Source organism: Buttiauxella selenatireducens, from assembly GCF_031432975.1.
In the GTDB taxonomy this organism is placed as follows: domain Bacteria; phylum Pseudomonadota; class Gammaproteobacteria; order Enterobacterales; family Enterobacteriaceae; genus Buttiauxella; species Buttiauxella selenatireducens.
Genome location: NZ_CP133838.1, coordinates 4,463,151 through 4,485,429, shown reverse-complemented (window position 1 = coordinate 4,485,429; position 22,279 = coordinate 4,463,151). Strand labels below are relative to the sequence as shown.

Genomic DNA, 22,279 nt, shown 5'->3' with positions numbered 1-22,279 from the left:
GCGTGATCACGGCACCGCTCTTCAGAAACAGGCATACCGTTACTTTACAATGATCACTTGCCCATATGTGACCATCAGAAACGAATTGAAACGTTCAATCAGCTAACCCTTAACAGCGGTTACTGTGTTGATCTTAGTATAAGTCATTGATATTAATTGGAAAAGTGCTGATGATCACATGGCTTCTTGATGTTATTTTCTTATCTTATTGAAAATGTTGATAATTAAAAATTAAAGCTTCGTTATTTCACGTATGAGGCAAATCAGAAGAGAAACATTTTTTTGAAGCAAAAAGTGCCTGAGTGGGGGTACCAACATTCTCTATGTTGATATTTATCGTTAGTGCCTGTCAAAAATTGAAAGGCACTTCCGTCATCATGCAAAATTAATCCCCTGGTTGTGTTGGTGAGTCGCTGCTTACAGCTGGTGGCCACGTGTTTACAGAAACTCAGCAAGCAAACCAGTGACACGCCTTCACCGCTAAAGCCATGGTTTTAACAAGAACGGGTCTATCACGCCTATAAATGGAAAATCGACTATATAGCGTCTGGCAGTGCTGGGGACCAGGTTGTGTTCACGGCAGTAGTCGGCAACAGTCCAGCCTTTAGGCCAGTACTGTTGATAATATCTATCAAAATGTTGGCTCCAGTGAGAGCTCATTGGCTTACGCCGTAACTGCTTATTAGCTGTTTTCTTGTGTAGTCGATGGCTGTGCATGTAATTATCCAGTGTGGAATTGCTCTGCTGGAAGCAATAGCGGTGCCATGCCCAGTGAATAATTTTAAGGCTTTGCCCCCCAACTCGGCGACAGTTGGCATATACCCGTACTGGATTCAACTTGTACTTGCGTGCGTAATCAGAAAGGCTGATCCCAGTAATCAGAGCCTCTAACACATAGTTATGACGATGACCGGGCCAACGTGGTGAATTACACCACCATTTATTTTCGTCATAAAGTTCATAGGATGAACGTTTACGTAAAACAGCGGGTAATCGGGCTTTACCCAGGAAATATTTGTCCAACATTCCTGAGTAGGTGGATTTCAACGCCATATCCTGGTCGTTGGCTTTCGTCCCCGCCTTTTGGTTGATTGGCTTGCAGGGTGTTATTGCAGATTTTTGGCGTGGAGGCGCGACAGGTTTCGGTTTGCGCATGCCTGAGCCAACAAGTTTAATACCTTTATTAATTGACTCTTTTGTTCGGCGCTTACCCAGATAACTAACTCTTAGCATCAGTTCGGTATAGGTCTTGAGGTCATTTTCAGCCACAAAGTAATAACCGTTTTCCGGGAACCATACCGAACCACCAGCAGCTTGTTCCCAGCAATGCCGAACAATAGTATTCAGCTTATTTGGGTAACGTATGTAGTTACCATCCAGCATCAGCAAATAATGATAATGCTGGGCTTCCCCTGAGCCTTGTTCTCTTACCCATAGGTAGCTAATAAACGATTTTGGGTAGTACTTGCCCAACTGGCGGAAAAGTAAGTTATGGAAATTATCCATGACGTGATTATCCGCAATATAGGCAGGGAGGCGAAAATCATATCTGACCGCAAGAAAGCGAGACATAGCTGACACCTTATCAACTGCGCCGAAGATTCTTTTCATGATCTTCGTATCCTGGTCGCGTTTCTCTGGCAGCACAGACCACATCACTTCTTTGAAAACAAACGTTCCCTTTGGCTTATATTCAACAAGTTTGCCTGGTTTGTCGGGCGTAATATTATTAAATACCGGGATGGATTCCTGACTTACTGATGGCTTTGTTACTTGATTAATCAGAGGATTGCTCATGTTTTAACGAGTCGCAGAAGAGGTGAAAATAAACGTTTTTGTTCCAGTTTGTTTCATTGTTAGATTAAAAAAAGGGCTGGATATTACAGCCCTTTAACAAACAGAATTACTTGTTATTTTGCTCGAGCCAGCATTGATATGTATTGGCTGGCCATCCTACGGTTCGCCCCTCATGCATTATCGGCTGTGGGAACATGCCAGCTTTGACCCAACGGTAGAGGGTGGTGCGACTGCAATCGAGGAGCTGAAGCATTGTATCAATGCGAATCAGACGTTGGGGCTGATGAAGGGCGACAACCTTATCAGACATCGTTGGTTTATTTTTCAATCGAATAACTCCTGGTGGTGAAAGCTGAAACTGAACGGAGTTAATCAAATTGAACTGTATATTACCCGTGTACCTTCCCGAAGGTTACTGGATACCTTTTGTAACTCTTTCTTTTTCCTCGTTTTCTCTTTTGGCTTTTTTGGCGGCCCGATGGCTTTCAATATTCTGATTTGGCTGCTCAAAAAGATGTAATGCGAATCCTAACTCTTTAGATGCCTTCTCACGAGACATCGGAAGTTGTTCACTGGGAGGCCAGAACGCTGAGGCATGGTTTTCTATCTGGTTCAGAAGTTCAGTAACTGTTGGGACGACCTTTTTATTAGCGTCTTTTTGATTTTGAGAGATAACCGCAAGAGCTGCGATCAGCAATTCTTCTCGTTTGATAGCATAACTTTCTCCTCGTAGTGGAGGGGGAGTCGAGAGCTTTTGCGCTGCTAGCAACTCGAAATATTTTTCTTTGTAGTCCGGCTCATCTTCGATGCTATCCAGAAACTCGAAATCGAGGATAGGGGCAATAGCATCACGCAAGAAACCATGTGTACGAAGTGATTCGTCGTTACTGATATCTTCATCGTAGATACAAAGAAGTTGGGAAAGGGTCTTCGGGCGCTTCGCCAATTCTTCTGGGGACATTTTCCCTTTCATTGGTACGGATAGTAGGTCCCAGGAAAAATGGTCATCGGCAACAGCGTTGAGTTTGTTTCCGTCAAGGCGGTATAGTTCCGTAGGATGCTCAACTGACAGGGTAGCTAGTAGCCCCGAGGCTAGGACTTCGTACCTACTATTTGGGTGTTGAGCTCTGGCTGAAAGAAGAAGGTCATAAAGGCTAATCCAGTCCTTTACCGTTAACTCAGGGGGGGGAGCCTTACGGCGTCTCTCTATTTCTTCAACTTCTTCTTTAAAGCCCATGCTAAATCTCCCTGGCTACAACACCTACAGTAGAGTTACGTCACCCATTACGTCACCCAGATTGAAACAAAACAAAAAGGACTTAGCCAGTTTCCTGTCTAAGTCCTTGTTTTATTTGGTGGCCCCTGCTGGACTTGAACCAGCGACCAAGCGATTATGAGTCGCCTGCTCTAACCACTGAGCTAAGGGGCCGTGGCGCAGGATTATACGGTAATCAGGGGATGCAGGTCTACAGCCATAAAACCATATGATGCTTTTATGCACAGTTCTAGTTTGTTGTAATTGCAGGTAGATTTTGCGATAACCATGGTTAATCACTTTATTAGACTTACAACGCTTATGGAACTCTTAGTACCCAACCTGCAGGTGGTGTTTTGTGGTATCAATCCCGGCTTGTCCTCTGCTCATAAAGGTTATCCTTTTGCTAACGCCAGTAATCGTTTCTGGAAGGTGATCCATCAGGCTGGTTTTACCGAGCATCAGTTGGCACCAGAGCAGTGGCAGCAATTACAGGACTATCGCTGCGGTATAACGGCTCTGGTTGCACGTCCGACCGTAGCGGCCAGTGAGTTGATGCGTGATGAGCTGCGGGACGGCGGGGAAGTGTTAAAAGAGAAAGTCTTGCGCTATCAGCCACGAGCGTTAGCGATTCTAGGGAAACAAGCGTTCAGCAGTGCGTTTGGGCTGAGAAATCCACCGTGGGGACGGCAGGAGTTGAAGTTGGGGGAGACCGAAGTGTGGGTTTTACCCAATCCCAGCGGGTTGAATCGTGCCACTCTGGAACAACTTGTTGCGAGTTACCGCGAACTGTTTTTGGCATTGAAATAGATGAAAAAAAACCCCGGCGAGCCGGGGTTCTTGTTGATGCTAATAAAACTTAGTCGTCCAGGAAGCTACGCAGAACTTCAGAACGGCTTGGGTGGCGCAGTTTGCGCAGTGCCTTCGCTTCGATCTGACGGATACGTTCGCGGGTGACGTCGAACTGTTTACCCACTTCTTCCAGCGTGTGGTCGGTATTCATGTCGATACCAAAACGCATACGCAGTACTTTCGCTTCACGAGCAGTCAGGCCAGCCAACACGTCATGCGTGGCGTTACGCAGACTCTCGGAAGTGGCAGAATCCAGTGGCAACTCGAGGGTGGTATCCTCGATGAAATCACCCAGATGTGAATCTTCATCGTCGCCGATTGGCGTTTCCATGGAGATTGGCTCTTTAGCGATCTTCAGCACTTTACGGATTTTGTCTTCCGGCATCAGCATACGTTCAGCCAATTCTTCAGGAGTTGGCTCACGGCCCATCTCTTGCAACATCTGACGCGAAATACGGTTGAGTTTGTTAATTGTCTCAATCATATGCACCGGAATACGGATGGTGCGCGCCTGGTCAGCGATGGAGCGGGTGATAGCCTGACGGATCCACCACGTTGCATAAGTTGAGAACTTATAACCACGGCGGTATTCAAACTTATCAACGGCTTTCATCAGACCGATGTTACCTTCCTGAATCAAATCCAGGAATTGCAGACCGCGGTTGGTATATTTCTTAGCGATAGAAATAACCAGACGTAAGTTTGCTTCAACCATCTCTTTTTTCGCACGGCGGGCTTTCGCTTCACCGATGGACATACGACGGTTGATGTCTTTAACCTGCTCGATGGTCAGGCCGGTTTCTTCTTCAATTTGTTGCAGTTTCTGCAAGCTACGATGCACGTCGTCAGCGACGTCATGCAGTTTTTCAGACCATGGCTTGTTCATTGCAATGGCGGCATTGAACCAGGTTTCGCTGGTTTCGTTGCCGGTGAACAGTGTGATGAAGTTTTTCTTCGGCATTTTGCACTGTTCAACACACATTCTCATGATGAGACGTTCTTGCGTGCGAACGCGGTCCATCATGACGCGCATGCTGTTTACCAGGTAGTCGAATTGCTTCGGTACCAGGCGGAACTGTTTGAAGACTTCAGACAGTTGCAGGATTTCAGCAGCGGAATCTGCGTGCGCACGGCCTTTCGCTTTGATCGTATCGCGAGTTCTTTCGTACTGCGTGCGCAGTTCACCAAATTTCTCACGAGCGAGTTCAGGGTCGATGCTGTTGTCATCGTCCGCGTCGTCTTCATCTTCTTCCTCGTCGTCATCATCACTGTTTTCTTCGCTAGTCAGCTCAGAACCAATGTGAGTGGCGGTTGGGGCAAGATCTTCTTCTGCGTTCGGGTCAACAAAACCTGTGATCAAATCAGACAAGCGTGCTTCTTCTGCTTCAACACGGTCGTACTGTTCAAGCAGATAAGTGATCGCTTCCGGATATTCGGCAACGGAACACTGAACCTGGTTGATACCGTCTTCGATACGCTTAGCAATATCGATTTCACCCTCACGGGTTAACAGCTCAACGGTACCCATTTCACGCATGTACATGCGAACCGGGTCAGTTGTACGCCCGATTTCAGATTCTACGCTGGACAGTACTTGAGCGGCAGCTTCTTCCGCATCTTCGTCTGTGTTGTTTGAGTTTTCAGCAAGCAACAGGTCATCGGCGTCAGGTGCTTCTTCCATCACCTGAATGCCCATGTCATTGATCATTTGGATGATGTCTTCGATCTGATCGGAGTCGACGATATCTTCCGGCAGATGGTCATTGACCTCAGCATAGGTCAGATAGCCTTGCTCCTTACCACGTTGGACAAGAAGTTTAAGCTGTGACTGCGGGTTTTGCTCCATAAGACGGTATCCACACTTCAGTATTAGGGTTGGTGTCGGTCGGCGAAACCGCCAACAATAACGTAACGAGGGCTGACTTATTTTATTGCCGCTGCCCATCCTTGCGGCGTTCGGGTTTGACCCGACTAATGTTCGGCACTTAAGCCGCGAATATTTACTTTTTCGCGCGTGATTCTGTTATCACACGGACTTCCTCACGTTCCGCAGGCGTTAGCCCGGTTGTTCTGGAACGTGCCATCAATTCTTCAAACCTCAACTCCAGTACGGAATCAAACATATGTTCCAGTGCATCGTTGAACGTTTTTTCTGCAATGTCCTTATCTGCTATATCGTCCCATGAAGAGAGTTTTTCAAGGGTGGCCGCTTCATTTGTGCCGCGATATAGCTCTAAAAGCTGCCCGGTGGTTAAACCCGGTTGCGCCAGACAGGTATTTACCAGGTCGATAAAGAGTTTCAACCCTGGCAACTTTGCCTGCTCCAGACCATTTAGCGGCGGAACACTCGGTGCCAACTCTGGATTTTGAACCAATAGTCCTATCAGTATACGCATGGTTGTGCGTTTTAGCTGTGGAGCTGGGCGCGGCGTACTGTTTTCCGCAAGCTTAGGCATCAACTTTTCAAGCTGGCTATCGTCCAGAATACCCAGTTTGTTGCCCAATTCCTGGCGTAAGTAAATACGCAAAGTTTCACCAGGCACCTGACTAATCAGGGGTAATGCAAGGGTGCTCAGGCGCGCACGTCCATCAGGAGAACTTAAATCGACCTGCGGCATCAGGCTATTAAAAAGAAACGTAGACAGCGGCAGGGCTTGTTCCATGCGCGCTTCAAATGCTTCTTTACCTTCTTTACGCACCAGCGTGTCGGGGTCTTCACCGTCAGGCAGGAACATAAAGCGTAACTGGCGCCCGTCTGTCATATAAGGTAGTGCAGTTTCCAGCGCGCGCCATGCGGCGTCTCGTCCTGCGCGATCCCCGTCATAACAACAGACAACGGTATCAGTAACCCGAAACAGCAGTTGGATGTGGTCAGCGGTGGTTGAGGTACCCAGTGAGGCAACGGCGTAAGAAATACCGTACTGTGCCAACGCCACTACATCCATGTAGCCTTCCACAACCAGCAAACGCGAGGGTTCAGGCTGGCTCTGTTGGGCTTCATACAGGCCATAGAGCTGGCGGCCTTTATGGAAAATATCGGTTTCCGGGGAGTTCAGGTACTTTGGCAGGGCATCGCCCAGCACACGGCCACCAAAACCAATTACCCGGCCACGCTTGTCGCGGATGGGGAACATCACCCTTTCGCGGAAGCGGTCGTAACTGCGCCCCTGATCGTTAGTTACCAGCATGCCTGCGTCCGTCAGTGCCTGACGGTTTTCGCTGTTGCCGCCAAAACGCTTTAACACGTTGTCCCAGCCGGGAGGGGCATAGCCGATGGCGAAATGCTGAATAACTTCAGTACTTAAACCGCGCTGTGCCAGATACTGGCGAGCAGGTTCTGCTGATTGTTGAGCCAGGGATTGCTGATAAAAGGCGTTCAGGCCGTCCATCAATTGATACAGACTTTGCCGTTGATGACGTTCAATCTGGCTCGGTCCGCTACCTGCTTCGTAAGGCACTTCAAGATTGTGCATTGCCGACAGTTCTTCAACGCTTTCGACAAATTCAAGCTTGTCATAGTTCATTAAAAAATCGATGGCGTTGCCATGAGCCCCACAGCCGAAGCAATGGTAAAACTGTTTTTCACCGTTTACGGTGAAAGAGGGGGTTTTTTCGTTATGGAACGGACAGCACGCATGATAGTTCTTGCCCTGCTTTTTAAGCTTAACACGCGCATCGATCAGATCGATGATGTCGGTGCGAGCCAGCAAGTCATTGATGAAAACACGTGGAATTCGTCCAGCCATAGGCCCCGTTTGGTACTCGCTTTCTTTCAATCTTGCGATATAACAGCACGATGAAAGAGCAGAAGTATGTCAGTTCATGAACGAAAATAAGCCGCGCATTCCTTTCGGAAGCACGGCCTTTACAACTACTACTGGTCTGTTTTGGAGGGTTGAACCTCCAGAAAATTAGTACAGACGAGTGCGGCGTGCGTTTTCGCGAGCCAGTTTCTTCGCGTGACGTTTCACAGCAGAAGCTTTAGCGCGTTTACGTTCGGTAGTCGGTTTTTCATAGAACTCACGACGACGAACTTCCGCCAGAACACCTGCTTTCTCACAAGAACGCTTGAAGCGACGCAGTGCTACGTCGAATGGCTCGTTTTCACGTACTTTAATTACCGGCATTAACTCTCACCTTTGATAAATTCGGTTTGCCGCTGACTTAGGCGTCAGCTATTTCAAAATGGTGCGGAATTTTACTGCAACTACTGCTGCTTTGTAAAGCACCGGACAACCAGAAACCTGGCTTTTAAGGCCGGAATCTTCCAGGGGTGCGGATTATACACCACCTGCGCGCAATAGGTGAGCAAAGTTTTACAATAAGCGCTCAGAGGCTTAAACTTCGCCGCAAGACTTTGAGGTAGAGAAAGCCATGCGCGTACTGGGTATAGAGACTTCCTGTGATGAAACTGGCATCGCCATTTATGACGATGAAAAAGGGTTATTAGCTAATCAATTGTATAGTCAGGTGAAATTACACGCTGATTACGGCGGTGTGGTGCCGGAGCTTGCCTCCCGCGACCATGTACGCAAAACCGTACCATTGATTCAGGCTGCTCTTAAAGAAGCAGGATTAACCGCCAAAGATATTGATGGCGTCGCCTATACGGCAGGCCCAGGACTGGTTGGTGCCCTGTTAGTGGGGGCAACTATTGGCCGTTCGTTGGCGTTCGCCTGGGATGTCCCTGCTGTGCCCGTCCATCATATGGAAGGGCACTTATTGGCGCCAATGCTGGAAGAAAATCCCCCTGAGTTCCCTTTTGTGGCGCTGCTGGTTTCTGGCGGTCATACGCAACTGATTAGCGTGACGGGAATCGGGCAATACGAGCTATTGGGTGAGTCTATTGATGACGCTGCAGGTGAAGCCTTTGATAAGACAGCCAAACTATTGGGACTGGATTATCCTGGTGGCCCGATGCTGTCAAAAATGGCATCTGAAGGCACTGAAGGGCGTTTTACTTTCCCGCGTCCAATGACAGATCGCCCCGGCCTTGATTTCAGTTTCTCTGGCCTGAAAACCTTCGCGGCTAACACCATTCGTGGCAATGATGCTGATCCTCAAACCCGTGCTGATATCGCCCGAGCATTTGAAGATGCCGTTGTTGATACGCTGGCGATTAAGTGCAAGCGCGCGTTGGATCAAACCGGTTTTAAACGTCTGGTGATGGCGGGCGGTGTGAGTGCAAACCGCACGTTGCGAGCGCGAATGGCTGAGATGATGGCTAAGCGTCGTGGAGAAGTCTTCTACGCACGCCCTGAATTCTGTACCGATAACGGTGCGATGATTGCTTACGCAGGTATGATTCGTTTAAAAGCGGGAACAGCAGGGGAGTTGAGCGTGACTGTGCGCCCGCGTTGGCCGTTGGCTGAGTTACCTGCGGCGTAATTGCTCAGTGAACAGGCTAAGAAGGAGTGAGAAATCACTCCTTTTTTTTGTCTTTATTTCTGCGCAGCTTCTTCCAGATTTTGGTTTCCTGACCGCGCCACAAACGTTGGATGTTGTCATGATGGCGCATCAAAATCAGGCAGGAAAGCATCGCAACCGGGAAAGTGAATTCCGGTCTGAACCACCAGACGTAAAACGGGGCAATCAGTGCGCTAATAATTGCACCCAGTGACGAGTAGCCGCTCAGTAAAACGCTCAGAAGCCAGGTTCCAGCCATAACGCCGGTTAAGTCCCAGCCGATAGGGGCGATAGCGCCAAAGGCCGTTGCAACGCCTTTGCCACCATGGAAGTTAAAGAAGACAGGCCAGATATGACCAATGCAGGCGGCGATGGCGATAAGCCCTAACCAGAATGGCGTCACGCCGAGTGCGTAAGCCGCCCAGACGGGTAGCATTCCTTTGAGAACATCAAAAATCAGTACCGCTACGGCCGCACCTTTACCGCCAAGTCGCAAGACATTGGTCGCACCTGGATTACCGGAACCATTCTCTCGCGGGTCAGGAAGACCGGCGATTCGGCAGACCAGGATGGCGCTAGAAATTGAGCCGCAAAGATACGCAAGCAGGATCATGCCAGGCGCGATTGCACTCATAACGCTGTTCCATTTTGAAAGTGTCGTTGTATTCTCTGCATCTGTGGATAATACGCATATTTCGCCAGAAGTGGTATCTGGCGTGACTAAAAACCGGGCGGGGCGTGATGGATATTGTATTTATAGAGCAACTTACTGTAATCACAACAATTGGTGTTTATGACTGGGAGCAAACGATTTCCCAGAAGCTGGTATTCGATATCGAAATGGCATGGGATAACCGCCAGGCCGCCAGTAGCGACGATGTTAATGACTGTTTAAGTTATGCTGATGTCAGCGAAGCGGTGATAAACCATGTCTCTGGCGGGCGTTTTGCGCTGGTAGAACGTGTCGCAGAAGAGGTGGCACAGCTATTATTAGCCCGTTTTAACTCCCCCTGGGTGCGTTTAAAAGTGAGCAAGCCTGGTGCTGTTGCACACGCCACGAATGTAGGCGTTATCATTGAGCGTGGCAGTAATCTGAAAGCTAATAATTAATTTCATATTTGTTAAACCAAATATGTGTAACCTGGTCATAACTGTCATCTTTTCGCGGCAGTCGCCGCTTTTTTTGTGTTCGTTTTAGGGGTTAGAGGATTTATTGATGAGCGATCTACATTCGCTGGCGATAGCCGCGATTCTGGGTGTTGTTGAGGGGTTAACGGAGTTTTTACCTGTCTCGTCCACCGGACATATGATTATTGTCGGCCATCTTCTGGGATTTGAAGGTGACACGGCGAAAACATTTGAAGTGGTTATTCAGCTCGGTTCGATCTTAGCTGTTGTGGTGATGTTCTGGCGCCGCCTGTTTGGGCTTATCGGAATTCACTTTGGCCGCAAGCCTCTGCCTCATGAAGGGGAAGGCAAAGGACGTTTGACGCTTATCCATATTCTGCTGGGTATGGTGCCTGCCGTTGTTCTGGGGCTGATTTTCCACGACACCATCAAGTCACTCTTTAATCCGATAAACGTGATGTATGCGCTGGTGGTTGGCGGTGTGTTACTGATTGCCGCAGAGCTCTTGAAGCCGAAAGAACCCCGTGCGGTGGGCGTCGACGACATTACTTATCGTCAGGCATTTATGATTGGTTGTTTCCAGTGCCTGGCGTTGTGGCCGGGCTTTTCTCGCTCTGGAGCCACGATTTCCGGTGGGATGCTCATGGGGGTTAGCCGTTACGCCGCCTCTGAGTTCTCATTCTTGCTGGCTGTGCCAATGATGATGGGTGCAACCGTGCTGGATGTGTATAAGAGCATTGGTTTCCTGACCATGGCAGACTTGCCCATGTTTGCTGTTGGCTTTATTACCGCGTTTATTGTTGCACTGGTCGCGATTAAAACTTTCTTACATATCATCAAACGCATTTCCTTTATTCCGTTCGCAATTTATCGTTTTGCGGTCGCGGCAGTGGTGTATTTCGTTTTCTTCTAACATTAGCCACTAATAATAAAAGCCACTCGAAATGAGTGGCTTTTTTATTTCCGCTATCGGGTTAATTAGAATGCCAGGAATTGTGCGAATAATCACATTCACTCATCAAGTTAATGACTATTATCATTCGTTCATTCCTGGAGGAAATATGCGCGACATAGTCCACCGATTAATCAGCTACTGCTTCTACTGCCTGCTGGGGAAATTCAGCAGCGTGAAGTCATTGCTGAGTGGATTGTGCTGTTTCAACTCGGTTCAGTCGCTGAGTGCGGATGACGGATGCCCGCAGGAAAATAACGAAGATGACATTTCTGGCGGATGGTCGCGTTTATGGGGCTGCGCAAGTCAGAGCCTGTTTATCACATCGAAGCCTCTGCTTATTCCACACGTTTCCAACGCCGTAGACACCGCTGTTCAGGTTCGTCTGGTGGCGCAACATCGCCAGGAACTGGCGTTTAGTTATGCCACCCGCAGTGTTCACCAGTTGCTGGTTTGCCATCGTTTGAGTGGCGAGTCAGATGCGAATTCAGATTTACCCAACATGCTGTTTTATTGCTTAAAAAGCACAATGCGCTTCATCGCCATTGTGCTTTTTTTATTGTCCAAATCCGACCCGAGAGAGAAGCCACTATGTATATCGTTTGTGTAGCTGCATGCCCAACGGGCGTCGCCCATACCTTTATGGCCGCTGAAGCACTGGAAATCACGGGCAAAAGTCGTGGACACGAAATTAAAGTCGAAACCCAGGGAAGTATGGGGGTGGAAAACGAAATAACTGCTGACGATTTGGCACGTGCTGATGGGGTTATCATTGCTGCGGATGTTGCCATCAACAACAAAGAACGATTCGATGGCATGCTGAAGCTGGAATGCAGCGTGGCAGACCCGATTAAGTTTGGTGAAGCCGTCTTTGAAGCCATCGAGCAGGAGATTAATCATGGCTAAATTTCAGGGTGGCGGGCCGAAGTCCTCCACGGGTACGGAAGTGAAAAACGCCATCATGACAGGCGTTTCCTACATGCTGCCCTTTGTTATCGCCGGAGCGGTGATTATGGGGATTGCCCGTATTGGTGCTTCGATGTATGGCATTGATAACATTTGGGATGCCAGCCATGAACAGGCCGCAAGCCTGGTGGTTCAAATGCTGCATAAGTTCGACGGCTTTGGCGGGTTGGCACTGTCATTAATGCTGCCGATTGTGGCGGGTTACATCAGCTTTGCCATCGCTAACAAACCAGGGATTGCGCCAGGGATGGTTGGCGGGCTGCTGGCGAGTAACCTGGGAACCGGGTTCCTGGGCGCGCTGGCGGCAGGTTTTGTCGCGGGCTATGTGGTTCGCTTACTGACGGCAAAAATTAAACTGCCGCGCTCGCTTGCCTCAGCAGGGCCGATTTTCATCCTGCCTGTCGGCGGGACGCTGCTGACTTGTATCATCATGGCGTTTGTTATTGGTACACCGCTTGCAGCACTCAATCGTGGCATGGAAGCGTGGTTGCTGACGATGTCCGGTACTAACAAAATCATTTTGGCAGCGGTTGTGGGTGGCATGGTGGGCTTTGACCTTGGCGGTCCGGTAAACAAAGCCGCGGTGACAACAGCGATGGCGCTGCTGGCTTCGGGCATATACGACCCTAATACGGCGGCGCAAGTAGCGATAATTATCCCGCCGATAGGCCTTGGCGTCGCAACACTTATCTGGAAGCATCGCTTCCCTGAGTCTCTGCAAGAAGCGGGAAAAGCGTCAACATTAATGGGCTTGATTGGCGTTTCTGAAGGGGCGATTCCCTTTGCCTTAGCAAATCCAAAAATCATCATTATCAACGTGGTAGGGACTGCAACAGGTGCGGCGATGGCGGTGGGCTTAGGTGCGGTAAACCATGCGCCGATTTCCGGTTTCTACGGCTGGTTGGCCGTCGATGGTTGGCCGGTTTACGTTCTGTCTATTGCTGTGGGTTCAGCGATTGTTGCTTTGGGGTCGTTGCTGGTTTTCCGTCAGTCGACACTTTCTGGCAACAAAGTAGAAAAAGTGAGTGCACCTGCACCGAAATTTAAAGTGAGCCGATAATATCCCTCATACTTCAAATTGCAGGTGTGTTAACTGCGGTTAGAAGTATTTTGGGGTGGTTTTATAAGGTGCTGATAAATATTAATGAGGCTTATTAGTCTCAGGGTTTTCCACACTTAAAATAAAGGCATGATGCTGGTGTGAATATTATTTCGCGCATCGTGATGAGGTCGATATATGAAAACTGTTCATCTGGTACAACACACTCATTGGGATCGCGAGTGGTATTTCACTGAGAATGATTCAAAAGCCGTGCTCTATTATTTTATGGATGATTTATTGCAGCGTCTTGAGGACGATAACACCTTAGGGCCTTTTGTACTTGATGGGCAAACGGTTGTAATCGAAGATTATTTAAGTGTGGCGCCCCAACAGGAAACCCGGCTGCGGCAATTAATCGAGCAGGGGCGAATTGTCATTGGCCCCTGGTATACGCAGAGCGATTTTCTGGTGGTCGGCGCGGAGTCGATAACCCGCAACTTGCTGCTCGGGCAGGCGGATTGCCAGCGTTTTGGTGACGCGATGCCTGTGGGTTATGTCCCTGATTCTTTTGGGCAAAGCGCGCAACTTCCGATGTTCTTGCAGCAATTTGCTATCGACCATGCCGTTATCTGGCGCGGTTGGAGCGAACACAACGTGCCGTTCAGTGAATTTAGCTGGCAGGCAGCGGACGGCAGTAAAGTGACAACCGCCGTACTCCCCTGGGGTTATGGTTGTGCGAAATGGCTGCCAGATTCTCCATCCGCATGCCTGACAGCGCTGCAACCGATTCTGGAAAAACAGACGCGTTTTTCCCTCACCGGGAACGTGCTGCTGCCCAATGGAAATGACCAGTCGCCGTTTGAATATCGCGTCCCGCAACTGCTCGACCAACTCAATCAACAGCAAGATGAGTATCGTTTTGTACGCAGCAGTTTCAGCCAGTTTTTCCAGTCGCTGGAAAGTACCAATGTGACTTTGCCGATTTATCAGGGCGAGCTGATAAGCCCGAAATACATGCGTATTCATCGCGGGATTTTCTCAACCCGCGTCGACATTAAGCAACTGAATGCTCGCCTTGAACAGACCCTGAGTCAGCATCTGGAGCCGCTGCTCGCTCTCAACTGGCGGCTGGGTCTGCCGTATCCACAACACGCCGTGGACAACATCTGGCGGGAAGCGATGAAATCTCACGCTCATGACAGCATTGGGGGATGCAACTCCGATCGCGTGAATGCGATGGTAAAAAACCGCCTTGAATCGGGTCTGGAAATGGCTCAGCAGCTTATTGATCTGAATATGAAGATGTTGGCTGAAGGGATTTCTGCACAGCTTGACGGCAAGAAAATCATTATCTTCAACGCTCGCCCGCAAATTAGCGCGGGCCTGGTCGAAGTGACGATATACACGCCAGAGCAAGATTTCCGTGTGGTCGACGGGGAGGGCAACGAATGCCGCTGGCAGATTGTCGAAGAAGGTCGTCAGGACATGTCGATAATCGTGCAGGAACTGTCAAATAGCACCGAAACCACCTGGTATCGCAAATGCCGTTTGTTGCTGGAGGTCGCGGACATTCCGGCGTGTGGCTATCAAACCTTGTATCTGCAAGAGGGCGTCCGCGCGGAGTGTGATCAGCAGGTTGAATCGGTGGTGAAACTAGAAAACCCATGGCTGCTGCTGGAAGCGAATAAACAAGGGATCCTGACCTTAACCGACAAGCGTAACCAACAGACCTATCATCATGTTTTGCAGTTGGTGGATGGTGGGGATGCGGGGGACAACTACAACTATTCGCCACCGTTCAATGACTGGCTTATCAATAGTGATGATTTCCTGACTTCAGTGACGGGACAGCAAGGAGTGCTGCAAAGCAGTTTGACATTGAACTGGCAAATGGCAGTGCCTGAAGATCTGGCTGCGCGCAATGCACGTCGCGCCAATGGTGAACTTGATGTCACGATGACCATCACGCTTGCGCATACTAACACCTGGCTTGACGTAGCAATCAGTGTCAACAACACGGTTCGCGACCACCGTTTACAGGTATTGCTACCGACCAACGTACAACAACATATTCACTTTGCCGATCAGCCATTTGGTCTGATTGAGCGCCAGAATATGCCTCCAGAAATGGCGGTCTGGCAAGACGAGCAATGGACCGAGGCACCGGTTGCACTTTATCCGATGCAGAGTCAGGTCATGATGTATGACGAAAAACGTGGCTTGTGCGTGCTAACCGAAGGGCTGCGCGAGTATCAAATTCCTGAAAACCAGCAGGATGTGATGGCGGTGACATTGCTGCGCAGTGTCGGTTGGCTCGGACAGGCCAACATGCCTTATCGTCCTGGGCGGGCCTCCGGAATGGTATTGCCATCACCGGATTCGCAGATTCAGGGAATGCATCACTTTAAACTCAGCCTCCTGGCAATGAATAACGGCGCGGATAGCACGTTCTGGCGTGATGTTGAACGCGTGCGTGGCAACCTTCACGCATGGCTGGCTACCGGTTGGTCACGCTTTCGCACCAATCCCCATGGACGTGTATTCCCGCCTCATTTCAGCATATTGAGTTGGGATACAGAGCTGCATTTCAGCACCCTGAAAAAAGCCCAGCATAGTGATGCTCTGGTGGTTCGAGCCTGGAACCCGACCGCACGGACTTTAGCGCGTGGGAGTATTACGACAAATGGCGAAGTCGCGGCAGCAACGCTTGCGGAAACCACGTTGCAAACAGACCGCCATCAAGAGTCGGTGCCGACGTGTGCGCCGGCGACATGTGTTATCAATTTTGGGGGCGAGAAAACATGTTAACCCTCGACTTTACATGTACTTTGCCCAATGGCATTCATGCGCGGCCAGCCAGTGAAATTGAACAACGCACTCAAACCTTTAGCGCTTCTATCACACTGATCAATTTGAGTAAAAAGACCCAGGCCGATGCGAAAAGTGTGTTGGGGATGATTGGTGCGGATATCACTCATGGCGACCTGTGCCAGTTTCTGATTGAAGGCCGCGATCAGCAGGCGGCCTTTGATCTTCTGCATGCGTTTTTACGCGATGAATTTGAAGATTGCGATGAACCGCTGGCAGTCTCACCGGACAACCACACGTTGCCGCTGCCGGTCTTTATTGAGCATGCCAGCCCTGATTATGTGCGTGGCAATGGCGTCAGCAAGGGGATTGGGCGCGGTATTCCGGTTCATATTGATGTAGTTGATCTCCTTGAGTTATCCCGCCTTGAGCCTGCTACTGATGCGGTACGCCAGCAGCAGCAATTGAAAGATGCCTGGGCGTTAACGCAAAAAAACTTCGGTGATGCCGACGCAGGAGCTGCACCGGTGTTGGCGGCGCAGTTGAAATTGCTGAGTGATCCAGCCTTTAAAAGATGTTTGCTCTCGCATACCACGGCGCGTAACGCATTGCAGGCGATTGCACTGACGGCACAGGCGTTAAGTGAACCGTTGCTCAAAAGCAGCAGCCAGTATCTGCGGGAGCGAGTCATCGACATACGCGATCTTTGTCAGGGCATCGCCGCTAATCTGCTGGGCAGGGCGCTGGAACCACCATTAACCCTCAATCAGGACAGCATTGTCATTAGCAGCGGAACGTTGACGCCGGGGCAGTTCCTGCGGCTGCGGAATCCGCATTTAAAAGGCATTGTGATGGGCGACGGCGGTGAAACCTCGCATACCGTTATTTTGGCGCGCTCTTTTGGCATTCCATTGCTGTGCGGTGTGACTCAATGCGACTCGATAATGCGCACAGCCAGCATGTTGATTCTCGATAGCCGCCACGGCGTGCTGGTGGCAAATCCCAATGCGGCGATGGAAAGCTGGTATCGAATGGAAAGCGAAAAACAGCAGCGGATTTCTGCCCGTAGTGCGCCGCTGCGTGGGCAGCAGGTTTTGACGGCTGATGGAACACCCGTCAGCGTTCTGGCAAACATTGCGCTGGCGGTTGAAGCGCAAGGCGTGTTTGCTCAGGGGGCAGATGGTATCGGACTGTTCCGTACCGAAATGCTGTTCTGTGAACGCAGCCAGGCACCCGATGAGGAAGAGCAATATCAGGCATACAGCGAGGTATTGCGATGTGCGGCGGGTAAAAAAATCACGATTCGAACGTTAGATATTGGCGGCGATAAACCCTGTGATTTTCTCGACTTACCCAAAGAGGAAAACCCTTTTTTGGGTTATCGCGCCGTGCGCATGTATGCGCAATTTCACGATATTTTCACCACGCAAGCGCGCGCGTTGCTCAGAGCGAGTGTCGCTGGGCCGCTGAATATTATGGTGCCGATGGTGGCAACGCTTGCAGAAATCCAGTGGTTGCACAGCCAATTCCATCAGATCGCAGACACCCTGCAACAAGAAGATATTCCCGTTGGCGAATGGCACCTCGGGATCATGGTTGAAGTGCCATCGACCCTCTATCTCCTCGAAAAAGCAGCGAAATATCTCGATTTTGTCTCTATCGGGAGTAACGACCTGGCGCAGTATTTCTTCGCTTGCGATCGTGGCAATCCCTATGTCCGGCATCTGTATGATTACCGTAACCCGACGTTTTTAGCGTTAATGCGCGATATAACCCAGCGTGCGCAGGCGGCAGGGCTGGCTATCAGTCTGTGTGGGGAAATGGCGGCAGATAAGCAGATGTTGCCGCTGCTAATGGGCATGGGGTTAACGCAGTTGAGTATGGCAGCAGGGACGATCGCTTCATGCAAGGAAACGCTGATGTCACTGAATATTCAGCAATGCCAGCAGTTACTTGAAACGGCTATTTTCAGCGAAAGCAGTGAAGACGTGTCGGCGCATGTAGAGCAATTCATGCGAGTACAAATGCAAAAACCGGTTCTGGATGCGGATTTGCTGTTACTGGATAAAACAGTGAGCAGCAAAGAGGAAGCCATCAAATTGCTGACCGACAACCTTGAAGTGCAGCAGCGTGTTGTATCGGGGTCGTTGGTGGAAAAGGCTATCTGGGAACGCGAGGCGGTATTCTCCACCGCGCTGGGTTTTTCGGTGGCGATTCCCCACTGTAAATCACCGCACATACTGCACAGCAGTATTTCGCTTTTACGTCTTACGACGCCGCTCTGTTGGGGCGAAGGTGTGGATGTACAACTGGTCATTATGCTGACGGTCAATGAGCAGGAACAGGAGGATCACATGAAGATCTTCTCGCGCCTGGCTCGTAAACTCATGCACAGCGACTTTCGCGAAAAGCTCTATATGCTGTCAGACTCAGCGGCAATCACGGCTCTGTTATCCACTGAACTGGCGCTTTAGCGAATTCGCTGATGTATCCGGTGATTTTATCCCAAAGCGTGCGCAAGCTCGGGGATAAAACCACCTGTGTCAGTCAGTTAGCGGGAGGTGTCACCAGTCCGGCTGTTTTCTTCCACGCTTCTACGGCGGCAATACGGCGGCGATTGAGCTCATCGCGAATCGCCGGGCCGCTAAATCCAGCATCAATCACCTCTTTGTTGGTGACACTTTGTGCCGCAACCCACGCGGCACGAAGCAGTCTTCCCTGAGGATAATCACTGGCTTCAAAACCGGTGCGCCCGCGAGCATCCGCCTCGCTGGTCAACGCCACTTGTTCGACGCGCTGCGGTTTGCGCCAGGCATCGATACTGTCGAATAATTTGACGATGGTTTTCGGCTGCAAAATCGGGAATGTGTGAATCAAGTCGTGATATTCGGCGACCAGTTTGGCCAGGTCACGAATGTCATTTGGCACACGCATCCGCTGGCACAATTGCTCCACCAGTTTTACCCCGGCTGGACCGTGCCCATGGTGACGTGGCCAGTACTCTTTTGGCGTCAATCCTTTGCCTAAATCGTGGCATAGCGTGGCAAAGCGGACGTCAACATCAGGGCTGAGCTGTGCTGCAATCGACAGCGTCATCAGCACGTGAATACCGGTGTCGATTTCCGGGTGCCATTTTTCTGGGGCCGGAACACCAAACAGTGCATCGATTTCCGGGAAGAGCACAGCCAATGCCCCGCATTTGCGTAAGACATCGAAATAAACTTGCGGATTGCGGCTGGTGAGGGCGTTTTCTGTCTCTTTCCACACGCGTTCTGGCGTGAGATGCGCCAGCTCACCGTTTGCCGCCATTGCGGTCATCAAGGAGAGCGTTTCAGGGGCAATTTGAAAATTGAGATGGGCGTAACGCGCAGCAAAACGCGCGACGCGTAAAACACGCAGCGGGTCTTCATTGAAAGCGGGAGAAACATGGCGCAGCAGGCGTTTTTCGATATCAGTACGACCATGATACGGGTCGATAAACTCGCCGTGTTCGTCCTGGGCAATGGCGTTGATGGTTAAATCGCGGCGCAGTAAGTCTTGCTCAAGCGTGACATCAGGCGCGGCATAGCAGGTAAAACCTGTATATCCCTGGCCTGATTTACGCTCGGTGCGCGCTAATGCGTATTCTTCCCGCGACTCAGGATGCAGAAACACCGGGAAATCCTTCCCAACCTGCTGGAAACCCGCATCAAGCATTTCTTGCGGTGTTGCACCGACAACCACCCAATCTTTATCTTTGACCGGTAATCTCAATAACCCATCGCGTACTGCACCACCGACCAGATAAATCTTCACGCTTTAAAGCCCCTGCATCTGTTAACCAATTACGATAATACGTAAGTGTAGGATACAGGGTTGGCGATCAGTTCATCCAGCGATCTTTCTTCTTACGGCTTGGGATCATGTGTGGCAGTAACAGGCCAAGCAGCAGACCAAAACCTGCAACCCCGCCGCCGTACATAAACCACTGCATGATGATGGCGCGTTGCTTGTCATCCAACTGAACATTCGCGGCTTCAACTTTTTTCTTCGCGACGATCAATTGGTTTTTAAGCTGTTGATTTTCATCTTTGAGACCGGTGATGACACTGTCGCTTTGGGCCACTTTTTGCTGCATATCAGCGGTGCGCTGATTCCAGGTGGTATCGATATTAGTCAGCTTATCAGTCAGGCTCTTAACCTGGTTTTCCAGGTCTGGTACACGGGTGCGCAGGCTTGGTGAAGTGCTCAGCTGTGCCAGAGGGATCCATGAGGTACGGCCTTTGCTGTCACGGATTTGACCATATTTGGATTCTTCGTTGCTTTGCAACAGAACCACTTCTTCACCCGCATTCACGGTTCCTTGCAGGCGATAATTGTCCCCAGGACCACTACGCACCCAGGTGTTGAGTTCATCAGAGACATAACGTTTTTCATCGGCATGAGCCACAACAGAAACGCTAAGAGAAAGCAAAGTAAGGCAAATTAGGCGGAATTTGTGCATGATTTCGTCATTATTGTCATAAATAGTGGAACGATAGTAGTGGCATCAGTCTGACGGTGCAATCCGTAAACCTGAATGAGAATCATCCTGGTGTGAATTTGACCACTTACTCGTGATTTAGAGCCCGCCGAAATGCGCGCCACTCATGGTAATTTGGTGAAAAATATTATCTACTGACACCCATTAAACGATTAAGTTCTCTGGGCGTGAGCCCAGTTTGACCCAACTAAAAGTAAAAAGACGATGACCCAAGAAATCGAACTCAAATTTATTGTTAATCCAGCTGAACTGGATTCCCTTCGTAACACGTTAAATTCGCTGGAAAGCCAGCACAGCGAACCGCGCCAGCTACTCAACATCTATTATGAAACTGCTGATAACCAACTGCGCCGTCATGATATGGGACTGCGCATCCGCGGCGATAACGGCCATTACGAAATGACGATGAAAATCGCAGGCCGCGTCACGGGCGGGTTACATCAGCGTCCGGAATACAATGTCGAGTTGAACGGGCCGGAACTTGCCTTGTCGCTATTCCCGCAAGAAGTTTGGCCGGAAGATCTTTCTGCCGATGCGTTGCAGGCACAACTGAATCCTTTATTTAGCACTGACTTTGTACGTGAAAAATGGGTCGTGACGCACGGTAAAAGCCGCATCGAATTGGCATTGGATCTCGGTGAAGTAAAAGCCGGTGAACTCAGTGAACCGCTGTGCGAGCTGGAGCTTGAATTGTTGGAAGGTGAAACGGCAGATGTTCTGGCCTTTGCCAAACAACTGGTTGCACAACCGGGCCTACGCCAGGGTAGCCTGAGCAAAGCGGCGCGCGGCTACCACCTGGCTCAAGGCAATAACGAACGAGAAATTAAACCGTTAACGGTTCTGCGAGTGCCTGCGAAAGCAACGGTTGAGCAAGGACTGGAGGGTTCAGTCGAACTGGCGCTTTCTCACTGGCAATACCACGAAGAGTTGTGGCTGCGTGGTAACGGCAAAGCGAAAGCTCAGGTTCTGGAAGCGGTTGGCCTTGTGCGCCACGCGCTGGCACTGTTCGGCGGTATCATTCCACGTAAAGCGAGCACTGAACTGCGTGAATTGTTGGCAACGTATGAAGCGATGCTGCCGCAAGAACTAAAAGCTCCTGAACTCGCGTTCAGCGCGCAAAGCAGCCAGGCAAAACTGGCGCTGACTGAATGGTTGGTTGGGCGTCAGTGGCAGAAATTTACCGACGAAAAAGCCAACGTCAAATTGGCGGGTTCGTTTAAGCGTTTTGCTGATACTCATCTTTCTCGTCACGCGGCGGAACTGAAAGAGACTTTCCAGCGCCCATTGGGTGATAGCTATGCCGATCAACTGCCGCGCCTGGCACGAGAAACCGGTTCTATCCGCCTGCTGGCGGGCGTTTACGACGATACGAAAACACAACCATGGCTGGATAACTGGCAAGGGCTGCGTCATGCCATCGTGACACGCCAACAGGTTGAAATTGAACATTATCGCAATGAAGCTATTTCGCAGGCGCCTTTCTGGCTGCATAGCGGGAAATAATCTTCCCCGTCATTTTTTTAGGGGATATCGTTAATAAGGGATACGACC

19 protein-coding genes and 1 tRNA gene are annotated in these 22,279 nt (G+C 50.1%); 10 read left to right on the top strand and 10 right to left on the bottom strand.

The features are described 5' to 3' along the window. Positions 1-480: 480 nt before the first annotated feature. The 4 genes from RHD99_RS20560 to RHD99_RS20545 all read right to left on the bottom strand — a co-directional run bounded on the left by RHD99_RS20560 (position 481) and on the right by RHD99_RS20545 (position 3,226). Entirely contained in the window at positions 481-1,797 is a 1,317-nt protein-coding gene (locus RHD99_RS20560) for a YagK/YfjJ domain-containing protein (protein ID WP_309876276.1), read from the bottom strand. Positions 1,798-1,903: 106 nt separating this feature from the next. Continuing rightward, positions 1,904-2,050 carry a helix-turn-helix transcriptional regulator gene (locus RHD99_RS20555; protein ID WP_232886636.1) on the bottom strand — a complete coding sequence of 49 codons (147 nt, stop codon included), beginning with the start codon at positions 2,048-2,050 and terminating at the stop codon, positions 1,904-1,906. A 159-nt stretch (positions 2,051-2,209) separates the two neighbouring features. Then, positions 2,210-3,034: a hypothetical protein gene (locus RHD99_RS20550; RefSeq protein WP_309876274.1), complete on the bottom strand. Its 825-nt coding sequence runs from the start codon at positions 3,032-3,034 to the stop codon at positions 2,210-2,212. A gap of 116 nt (positions 3,035-3,150) precedes the next feature. Beyond that, positions 3,151-3,226, bottom strand: a tRNA-Ile gene (locus RHD99_RS20545). A gap of 147 nt (positions 3,227-3,373) precedes the next feature. Between RHD99_RS20545 and mug the strand changes: the two genes are divergently transcribed. After that, on the top strand, positions 3,374-3,862 hold the full coding sequence (mug, locus tag RHD99_RS20540; RefSeq protein ID WP_309876272.1) for a G/U mismatch-specific DNA glycosylase: 489 nt from the start codon (positions 3,374-3,376) through the stop codon (positions 3,860-3,862). A 49-nt stretch (positions 3,863-3,911) separates the two neighbouring features. On the opposite strand, the gene rpoD is transcribed toward mug, so the two are convergent. From rpoD to rpsU, 3 genes are all read right to left on the bottom strand, one after another. Further along, positions 3,912-5,750 carry an RNA polymerase sigma factor RpoD gene (gene rpoD / locus RHD99_RS20535; RefSeq protein WP_183273224.1) on the bottom strand — a complete coding sequence of 613 codons (1,839 nt, stop codon included), beginning with the start codon at positions 5,748-5,750 and terminating at the stop codon, positions 3,912-3,914. Between the two features lie 154 nt (positions 5,751-5,904). Beyond that, positions 5,905-7,650 carry a DNA primase gene (gene dnaG / locus RHD99_RS20530; protein WP_183273223.1) on the bottom strand — a complete coding sequence of 582 codons (1,746 nt, stop codon included), beginning with the start codon at positions 7,648-7,650 and terminating at the stop codon, positions 5,905-5,907. A 165-nt stretch (positions 7,651-7,815) separates the two neighbouring features. Next, a complete protein-coding gene (gene rpsU / locus RHD99_RS20525) occupies positions 7,816-8,031 on the bottom strand; it encodes a 30S ribosomal protein S21 (protein ID WP_001144069.1) in 216 nt (71 codons plus the stop codon). Positions 8,032-8,278: 247 nt separating this feature from the next. Here rpsU and tsaD point away from each other — a divergent pair, with 247 nt between their 5' ends. Continuing rightward, positions 8,279-9,292 (top strand): tRNA (adenosine(37)-N6)-threonylcarbamoyltransferase complex transferase subunit TsaD, encoded by a 1,014-nt coding sequence (gene tsaD, locus RHD99_RS20520; protein WP_183273222.1) that lies wholly within the window; start codon positions 8,279-8,281, stop codon positions 9,290-9,292. A gap of 34 nt (positions 9,293-9,326) precedes the next feature. Here the strand turns inward: tsaD and plsY are convergent, their stop codons facing one another. Further along, entirely contained in the window at positions 9,327-9,944 is a 618-nt protein-coding gene (gene plsY / locus RHD99_RS20515) for a glycerol-3-phosphate 1-O-acyltransferase PlsY (RefSeq protein WP_183273221.1), read from the bottom strand. Between the two features lie 107 nt (positions 9,945-10,051). On the opposite strand from plsY, the gene folB reads away from it, so the two are divergent. From folB to ptsP, 7 genes are all read left to right on the top strand, one after another. After that, positions 10,052-10,420 (top strand): bifunctional dihydroneopterin aldolase/7,8-dihydroneopterin epimerase, encoded by a 369-nt coding sequence (folB, locus tag RHD99_RS20510; RefSeq protein ID WP_183273220.1) that lies wholly within the window; start codon positions 10,052-10,054, stop codon positions 10,418-10,420. A 106-nt stretch (positions 10,421-10,526) separates the two neighbouring features. Continuing rightward, the gene (gene bacA, locus RHD99_RS20505; protein WP_183273219.1) at positions 10,527-11,351 is read left to right on the top strand and encodes an undecaprenyl-diphosphate phosphatase; all 825 of its coding nucleotides are present in this window, start codon (positions 10,527-10,529) and stop codon (positions 11,349-11,351) included. 148 nt (positions 11,352-11,499) lie between these two features. After that, positions 11,500-12,000, top strand: a complete 501-nt coding sequence (locus RHD99_RS20500) for a hypothetical protein (protein WP_309876261.1) — start codon at positions 11,500-11,502, stop codon at positions 11,998-12,000. Then, on the top strand, positions 11,982-12,296 hold the full coding sequence (locus RHD99_RS20495; protein WP_183273217.1) for a PTS fructose transporter subunit IIB: 315 nt from the start codon (positions 11,982-11,984) through the stop codon (positions 12,294-12,296). Before RHD99_RS20500 ends, RHD99_RS20495 begins: the two co-directional genes overlap by 19 nt. Next, a complete protein-coding gene (locus RHD99_RS20490) occupies positions 12,289-13,416 on the top strand; it encodes a PTS fructose transporter subunit IIC (RefSeq protein WP_309876259.1) in 1,128 nt (375 codons plus the stop codon). The genes RHD99_RS20495 and RHD99_RS20490 overlap by 8 nt, the downstream gene beginning before the upstream one ends. Before the next feature lie 177 nt (positions 13,417-13,593). Next, entirely contained in the window at positions 13,594-16,206 is a 2,613-nt protein-coding gene (locus RHD99_RS20485; RefSeq protein WP_309876258.1) for a glycoside hydrolase family 38 N-terminal domain-containing protein, read from the top strand. Then, positions 16,200-18,680, top strand: coding sequence for a phosphoenolpyruvate--protein phosphotransferase (ptsP, locus tag RHD99_RS20480; RefSeq protein ID WP_309876256.1), 2,481 nt, complete (start codon positions 16,200-16,202; stop codon positions 18,678-18,680). Before RHD99_RS20485 ends, ptsP begins: the two co-directional genes overlap by 7 nt. Positions 18,681-18,753: 73 nt before the next feature. Here ptsP and RHD99_RS20475 read toward each other — a convergent pair whose 3' ends face one another. Both RHD99_RS20475 and RHD99_RS20470 read right to left on the bottom strand, forming a co-directional pair. After that, positions 18,754-20,001, bottom strand: coding sequence for a multifunctional CCA addition/repair protein (locus RHD99_RS20475; RefSeq protein WP_309876253.1), 1,248 nt, complete (start codon positions 19,999-20,001; stop codon positions 18,754-18,756). 67 nt (positions 20,002-20,068) lie between these two features. Beyond that, positions 20,069-20,689, bottom strand: a complete 621-nt coding sequence (locus tag RHD99_RS20470) for a TIGR04211 family SH3 domain-containing protein (RefSeq protein WP_309876251.1) — start codon at positions 20,687-20,689, stop codon at positions 20,069-20,071. A 243-nt stretch (positions 20,690-20,932) separates the two neighbouring features. Between RHD99_RS20470 and RHD99_RS20465 the strand changes: the two genes are divergently transcribed. After that, a complete protein-coding gene (locus RHD99_RS20465) occupies positions 20,933-22,231 on the top strand; it encodes a CYTH domain-containing protein (RefSeq protein WP_309876249.1) in 1,299 nt (432 codons plus the stop codon). The last annotated feature ends 48 nt before the right edge of the window (positions 22,232-22,279 follow it).